Genomic DNA, 6,000 nt, shown 5'->3' on the forward strand with positions numbered 1-6,000 from the left:
GTGTTCCGCCGTCTGGAAATTTTCCCGAGGGCTTTGGCTTCACCGATGCGGAACGGCGTCGACGCTCAGCCCGCCTTTCGCGATGCACGCTTGGCCGGTCCCTTGGCCGTCGCGACCGCCTCGCTTGCGACGATGTCCGCCGTCTCGACGGAGGCGACGCGGATAGGGGGCGCCGCTTCGTTGCCGGCAGCTATTTCCTGGTGGGCGCGTTCCCAATGGATCATGTCCCTGCCCCAGGGCCGGCCTTCTTCTTCCCAAAGTTCGTAGGCACGTTTTTTTACGCGTTCATAGACGGATTCCGTCATGGATCGATCTCCCCGTGTCATGACGCATCTTAACGACGACGCATGACGATAGTTCCATAGAGCGCGGCGGTTGGAAAGATTCCGCGGTGCGACAAAAACGGCCTGCATGAAAAATCTTACCCCATACGGGGAACAACTTCACGGCTCCTTCGTTGGAAGCGGCGGAAGGAGACCCCCATGACTCATGTCTATTGCGATATCCTGCCGGCGGACAACGGTTGGGTATTCGTTGCCGATGGCTACCATTCCGCGTCTTATCCCTGCTACGATCTGGCATTGCAGGCAGCCAGCGCCTACTGCGAGCAGCGCGAAAGCGACGGCGCCCGTATTGTCTTGCGTTCGCAGACGCTGAGAGGCGCGATGTCCGCCGTTGCGTCGCCACGGCGCGGGCGGGCGATGGCTCAGGCCGGTTCCAACGCCATCTCGCACTGATCGGCACGCTCAGGGCTTGAAACGCCTGCTGACGAAGGACGAACCGGCAATGCCGAAGCGCCAGGGTGCTTCGGCATTTTTCGTGATCCCAATGCGTTTGGAAACCGCGACCTCACAGGGCTCGCCGGGGCGCAGAAAGAAGGGAGCCTTGTCCAGCGGCAGGCCGTCGTGACGCTTGTCGACCGCCAGCGCCGCGCATAATTTGCCCGGGCCGCTGCACAGCGCCGCCAGGCGGTCGGTCGCGCGCCGCTCGATCATGCGCTCCAGCCCGGCATCCGGCACCAGCGCGCGAACCAGCACGGCGCCTGCTTCGGCACAGACAAAGTTCAAACACCAGTGAATGCCGTAGGACCGATAGACATAGGCATGTCCCGGCGGCCCGAACATGGCGGCGTTGCGCGGCGTCGGGCCGGAAAAGCTGTGCGAGGCCGGATCGTCACGCCGATAGGCCTCCGTCTCGGCGATCACTCCGCCGATTCCATCGACGGTCAGGAACCAGCCGACAAGGTCGTGCGCGACATCGACAGCATCGCGATCGAAAAAAGACTGCAGGGAAAGTGAGGTCATCGCGGGCTCAGGCGCCCTGGTCGGCATTTTCGACGCGGGCGTGACGGTCGTGAAGGGCTTGTTGAAGCTTCATCGCCAGATCCAGCAGGCGGGCCGGCACGGCTTCCTTTTCGATCTGGTCGAGCAGCAGGGCCACATGGGCTTCCGCTCGTTCGGCCGTTTCCTTCTGCAAATCCGTCATCGCTATCCTTGCTCCATTCCCTCCGATCCCGACTATGACGACAAGGCGAAGGGTGGGCAAGGCGGATACGCGAAGGCGCAAAAAGCATTTGACTGGCGTTGCACGGATGCAATGCCTGGATGTTTCAACGGGATGGCCGGTCAGATCAATGCGGGTCGCGCGGCGGCGGCGGTGTGCCGCGCGGGATCGCCGTCGTGGTTATCGACACGGGATCGCTGGCCGGAAACGTCTCTTCCAAACCCTCGTCGAGTTGTTCCTCGATTTCAGCCTCGTCACGACTCCGCCTTGCGGTCACGCGAACCGATAAATCGGGGCCTTTCCCCGCATTGGCCTGGTCCTCGGCCTCGGGTAGGTCGTCGTTTTCGATGATCTGCTTCAGGAAAGCCTTGGCCTTCGCCAGTGCATTGGCGCGGCTGACGTCGCTGTCGCTGCGCAGCGAAACGGAGACGACATCACCGTGCTCGCCGACGAATTCGACGGTATACCCCTTCTTGCCACCCGCTTCCGGTAGGACCTGCGTTCCGACGATCTGCACTGGATGCCCTCCTTGACCCGCATGGCATGTGGTCCCCATCGGAACCGTTCGCAAGGCAAACGCGGAAACGCTATTGTTGGTTCCCGTTCGGCCCGGAACCAATTTCGCGAAGCCACGTTGAGGTTCGTCACCTCCCCGCACGCTGAAAGGTCATAAACGGTGTCAGAACTACAGCCGAGCGTTGAACTCGCACGGGATGATATCGTCAAGCTCATTCCGGCCTTGCGCGCCTTCGCGCGGACGTTCTGCCGTGATCCGGTCGACGCCGACGATCTCGTGCAGGAAACGCTGGTCAAGGCGCTCGCCAATCTCGACAAGTTCGAGCCGGGAACACGCCTGAAATCCTGGCTGTTCACCATCATGCGCAACACTTTCTATACGCGTGTGAAGATCAGCAGCCGCGAGGTGCCTGGCCTCGAGAACTGCGCCAGCGACAGCTTGCGCCTCGACGCGACCCAGGAATGGAGCGCCCGGGCCCGCGAGGTCGAGGTCGCCTTCAGCAAGCTCGGCGACCAGTATCGCGAGATCCTCACCCTCGTCGTCGTTCTCGGCGAAAGCTACGAGACGGCGGCGGAGATCTGCGATTGCGCGATCGGCACGGTGAAAAGTCGCCTTAATCGCGCCCGCCGGCAATTGCTGCTGGAGCTCGGCGAGGAGATCTAGGGTATTTCCGGTGAGCGCGGGTTTACCGGAAATACCCTATCTTTTTTGCCGCATTGTCCGACGCCGAGGCGATTCCGCTGCCGCTGGAAATGCTTTGGCCGTCCCGGTTTTTGGATATTTTCGGGAACAAGCCATGGGCAGCGCAGTTGGGCCCTCGTTCTGATCGAAGATGACAGGGCACCAATTGAAGGAGACACGCAATGGCAAACAATCCCTATTCCTCCGGAGGATATCAGCAGGATCCCGCGCGCCACGAGCGCGATCACGATGTGCGGGAACGTGGCTCCTCTGAAGGCGGATATTACGGCCGCAGCGGCGAATATTACGACTTCGGCGAGTATGGCGACCGCGACAGGCCGTCCATGGCGCGCGGCTGGAGCCGCGACCAGGAAAACCAAGGCCTGCGCAACCAGCCGAACGCGCCGCATTACGGTCGTGGCGGCAGCTTTACCACCGATGAACGTGACTGGGATCGTGGCTACGGCGATGCCGGCTACAATGCCGGCCGCGGCACCAGTCGCGACATGCGCTCCTCCTATGCCGGCCAGCGCGACGCCCGCTACCGTGACGTCGCTGCGCGCGGCGACTATTCCCATGGCCGCGATAGCGACAATCGGGACCGAGACGCCATGGAGCGCGACCGCTATCGCGGCGAACAACGCGGTTTCCTGGATCGCGCCGGCGATGAGGTTGCTTCCTGGTTCGGCGACGAGCAGGCCGAAAGCCGCCGCCGTGCCGACCAGTTCCGGGGAAAGGGACCGCGCAACTACCAGCGCTCCGACACCCGCATCCTTGAAGACGTCAACGATCGCTTGAGCGACGACCCGTCGCTGGACGCTTCCGACATCGAAGTGGCGGTCAGCAAGAGCGAGGTGACGCTGTCAGGCCATGTCTCCAGCCGCTTCGACAAGCGCCGCGCCGAAGATCTGGCCGAGCGTGTCTCCGGCGTCAGCCATGTCCAGAACAACCTGCGGGTCAAATCCACATCCGAGCAGACGACGTCATCGGCGGAGACCGCCCCGACCGACCCCACCGCCAGCCGCCGCCTGATGTGAGCGGCTGATCGGCATGATGGAAGCCGCGCCCCCCGCCATTTGCGGGGGCGTCGTTTTGCCGCCCCGCTGCGGGAACAATTCCGGCGTGGCCCGAGTTCCCCGATCTCGCCCACAAGCTGATGGAGACACCGTGCAGATTTCGCCTCTCTCGACTGCTTCTGCCCTATCCCCCCTCAATCCTGCCAGGGACGGCCAACGCCGGCGCGTCGAAAAAAGCTGGGGCGCCGATCTTCTCGACAATGGCCTCTGCCGTTTTCGTCTTTGGGCGCCGAGCCAGCAAAGGCTTGCCCTCAGGATGGGCGGTCGCGACCATCCGATGACCAAAACGACGGACGGGTGGTTCGAGATCGCGCTCGCCGAAGTCCAGCCGGGCTCCGCCTATGGCTTCGTCCTCGATGACGGAATGGTTGTCCCCGATCCCGCCGCGCGGGCGCAGGCGGCCGATCAACATGGGCCATCGACCATCGTCGATCCGCATTCCTATCGTTGGCAGAGCGTCGATTGGGCCGGTCGCCCCTGGCACGAGACCGTGCTTTATGAGTTGCATATCGGCACCTTTACTCCGCAAGGCACGTTTAACGCCGCCGCTGCGCGGCTGGGCGAACTGGCGCAACTCGGGATCACCGCCATCGAGATCATGCCGGTCGCCCATTTCCCCGGGGATCGCAACTGGGGTTATGACGGCGTCTATCTCTACGCTCCGCATCGCGATTACGGCACGCCGGATGAGATGAAGGCCTTTATCGATGCCGCGCACCGGCTGGGGCTGACGGTGATCCTCGACGTGGTCTACAATCACTTCGGGCCGGACGGGAACTATCTCTCGGCCTATGCGCCCGATTTCTTCCTCAAGGACCGCTCGACGCCCTGGGGCATCTCCATCGACTACAGCCGGCCGCCGGTGCGTGATTTCTTCATCGACAACGCGCTTTACTGGTTGGAGGAATACCGCCTCGACGGCCTGCGCTTCGATGCCATCGACCATATCATCGACGAGCAATCGGACGTGCATCTGCTGGTCGAAATGGCCCGCCGCATCCGCGCCGCCTTTCCCGACCGCCACATTCACCTGACGACCGAGGATGTGCGCAACATCACCGCGCTGCACGAGCGCGACGGAGAGGGCAGGGCTTTGCTCTATGACGGTGAATGGAACGACGATTTCCATCATGTCGCCCATGTCATCGCCACAGGCGAGGGGCGAGGCTACTACGCCAATTATGTCGAAGAGCCCTGGCGCAAGCTCGCCCGTGGCCTGGCGGAAGGTTATGTCTATCAGGGCGAGACGCCACCCTCGGGTGATGGCGCCCCTGTCGGTGAAGAAAGCGCGCATCTGCCGCCGGTCGCCTTTGTCAATTTCATCCAGAACCACGACCAGATCGGCAACCGTGCCTTCGGCGAGCGGCTGACCGTCTTGACCGAGCCCGAAACGGTGGAATTGCTGACCGCCCTGCTGCTGCTCGCCCCGCAGATCCCGCTGCTCTATATGGGCGAGGAGTACGGAGAGACCGCCCCTTTCTATTTCTTCAGCGATCTCGACGGCAAGCTCGGGGAAAGCGTGCGCAACGGCCGCCATGAAGAAGCCGAACGTTTCGGCGGCTTTGCAGACGGCAAGACCGCGGACGATATTCCCGATCCCTTGAGCGTCGAAACCCGGCGCGCCTCGACGCTCGACTGGGACCGCCGCGATCGCCTGGACGGTCGAGCCCGCCTGGATTTCGTTCGCGAACTGCTGGCGCTGCGCCGCCGCCATATCATTCCGCTGCTGCCCAAAGCCGGCGCCAATTCCGGGGAGGTTCTGGTGGCCGAAGAAGGCGTCATCGCCATAAACTGGATTCTGGGCGAAAAACGATTGGAACTGCGCGCCAATTTTTCGTCCGATCGCCGCTCGGTGCCGGCCGTGCGCGGCGACATCCTGTTCAGCTGGCCCCCGCAAACGCATGAGATTTTGCGCAAGGACAGCGAGCTTCCCCCATCCTCTATAGCCTTCGCCTTGAGGTGACGACACGGGACAGGAGTTTGACCATTCGACAAACCCGGACGGCCGATATTGCCTGGCTTAAATTGGCCTGAACATCGGCATTGTCGCAGACCAAAGACGAGAATACGAAATTGCTCAATAAAACCAGTCATTTATAATTTTACTTCATTTTTTTGACGGCGCGATGTTGACTGTTTGGGTGGGGTGGTTCTATAAGCCCGTTCATCGGCGGCGGCGGGAGCGCTTCTGGCGGCGAGGGCGGTTTGCTTTTGTTGTTGGGT

8 protein-coding genes are annotated in these 6,000 nt (G+C 62.3%); 4 read left to right on the plus strand and 4 right to left on the minus strand.

Going from position 1 to position 6,000, the window contains the following annotated elements; all coding sequences use genetic code 11:
- Nucleotides 1–65: 65 nt before the first annotated feature.
- Nucleotides 66–305, minus strand: a complete 240-nt coding sequence (locus P7F60_RS22530; protein ID WP_277919930.1) for a DUF2934 domain-containing protein — start codon at nt 303–305, stop codon at nt 66–68.
- A 177-nt stretch (nt 306–482) separates the two neighbouring features.
- On the opposite strand from P7F60_RS22530, the gene P7F60_RS22535 reads away from it, so the two are divergent.
- On the plus strand, nt 483–737 hold the full coding sequence (locus tag P7F60_RS22535; protein WP_277919931.1) for a hypothetical protein: 255 nt from the start codon (nt 483–485) through the stop codon (nt 735–737).
- Between the two features lie 9 nt (nt 738–746).
- Here P7F60_RS22535 and P7F60_RS22540 read toward each other — a convergent pair whose 3' ends face one another.
- The 3 genes from P7F60_RS22540 to P7F60_RS22550 form a co-directional block, all read right to left on the minus strand.
- Nucleotides 747–1,304, minus strand: a complete 558-nt coding sequence (locus P7F60_RS22540) for a DNA-3-methyladenine glycosylase (RefSeq protein ID WP_277919932.1) — start codon at nt 1,302–1,304, stop codon at nt 747–749.
- A gap of 7 nt (nt 1,305–1,311) precedes the next feature.
- Nucleotides 1,312–1,485, minus strand: a complete 174-nt coding sequence (locus P7F60_RS22545; protein ID WP_277919933.1) for a hypothetical protein — start codon at nt 1,483–1,485, stop codon at nt 1,312–1,314.
- Between the two features lie 145 nt (nt 1,486–1,630).
- Nucleotides 1,631–2,020: a hypothetical protein gene (locus tag P7F60_RS22550; protein ID WP_277919934.1), complete on the minus strand. Its 390-nt coding sequence runs from the start codon at nt 2,018–2,020 to the stop codon at nt 1,631–1,633.
- A gap of 159 nt (nt 2,021–2,179) precedes the next feature.
- Between P7F60_RS22550 and P7F60_RS22555 the strand changes: the two genes are divergently transcribed.
- From P7F60_RS22555 to treZ, 3 genes are all read left to right on the plus strand, one after another.
- Nucleotides 2,180–2,683 (plus strand): sigma-70 family RNA polymerase sigma factor, encoded by a 504-nt coding sequence (locus P7F60_RS22555; RefSeq protein WP_277919935.1) that lies wholly within the window; start codon nt 2,180–2,182, stop codon nt 2,681–2,683.
- A gap of 200 nt (nt 2,684–2,883) precedes the next feature.
- On the plus strand, nt 2,884–3,738 hold the full coding sequence (locus tag P7F60_RS22560; RefSeq protein WP_277919936.1) for a BON domain-containing protein: 855 nt from the start codon (nt 2,884–2,886) through the stop codon (nt 3,736–3,738).
- Between the two features lie 16 nt (nt 3,739–3,754).
- A complete protein-coding gene (treZ, locus tag P7F60_RS22565) occupies nt 3,755–5,740 on the plus strand; it encodes a malto-oligosyltrehalose trehalohydrolase (RefSeq protein ID WP_277919947.1) in 1,986 nt (661 codons plus the stop codon).
- Nucleotides 5,741–6,000: the final 260 nt, after the last annotated feature.

Source organism: Rhizobium sp. YJ-22 (assembly GCF_029601685.1).
GTDB lineage: Bacteria > Pseudomonadota > Alphaproteobacteria > Rhizobiales > Rhizobiaceae > Metarhizobium.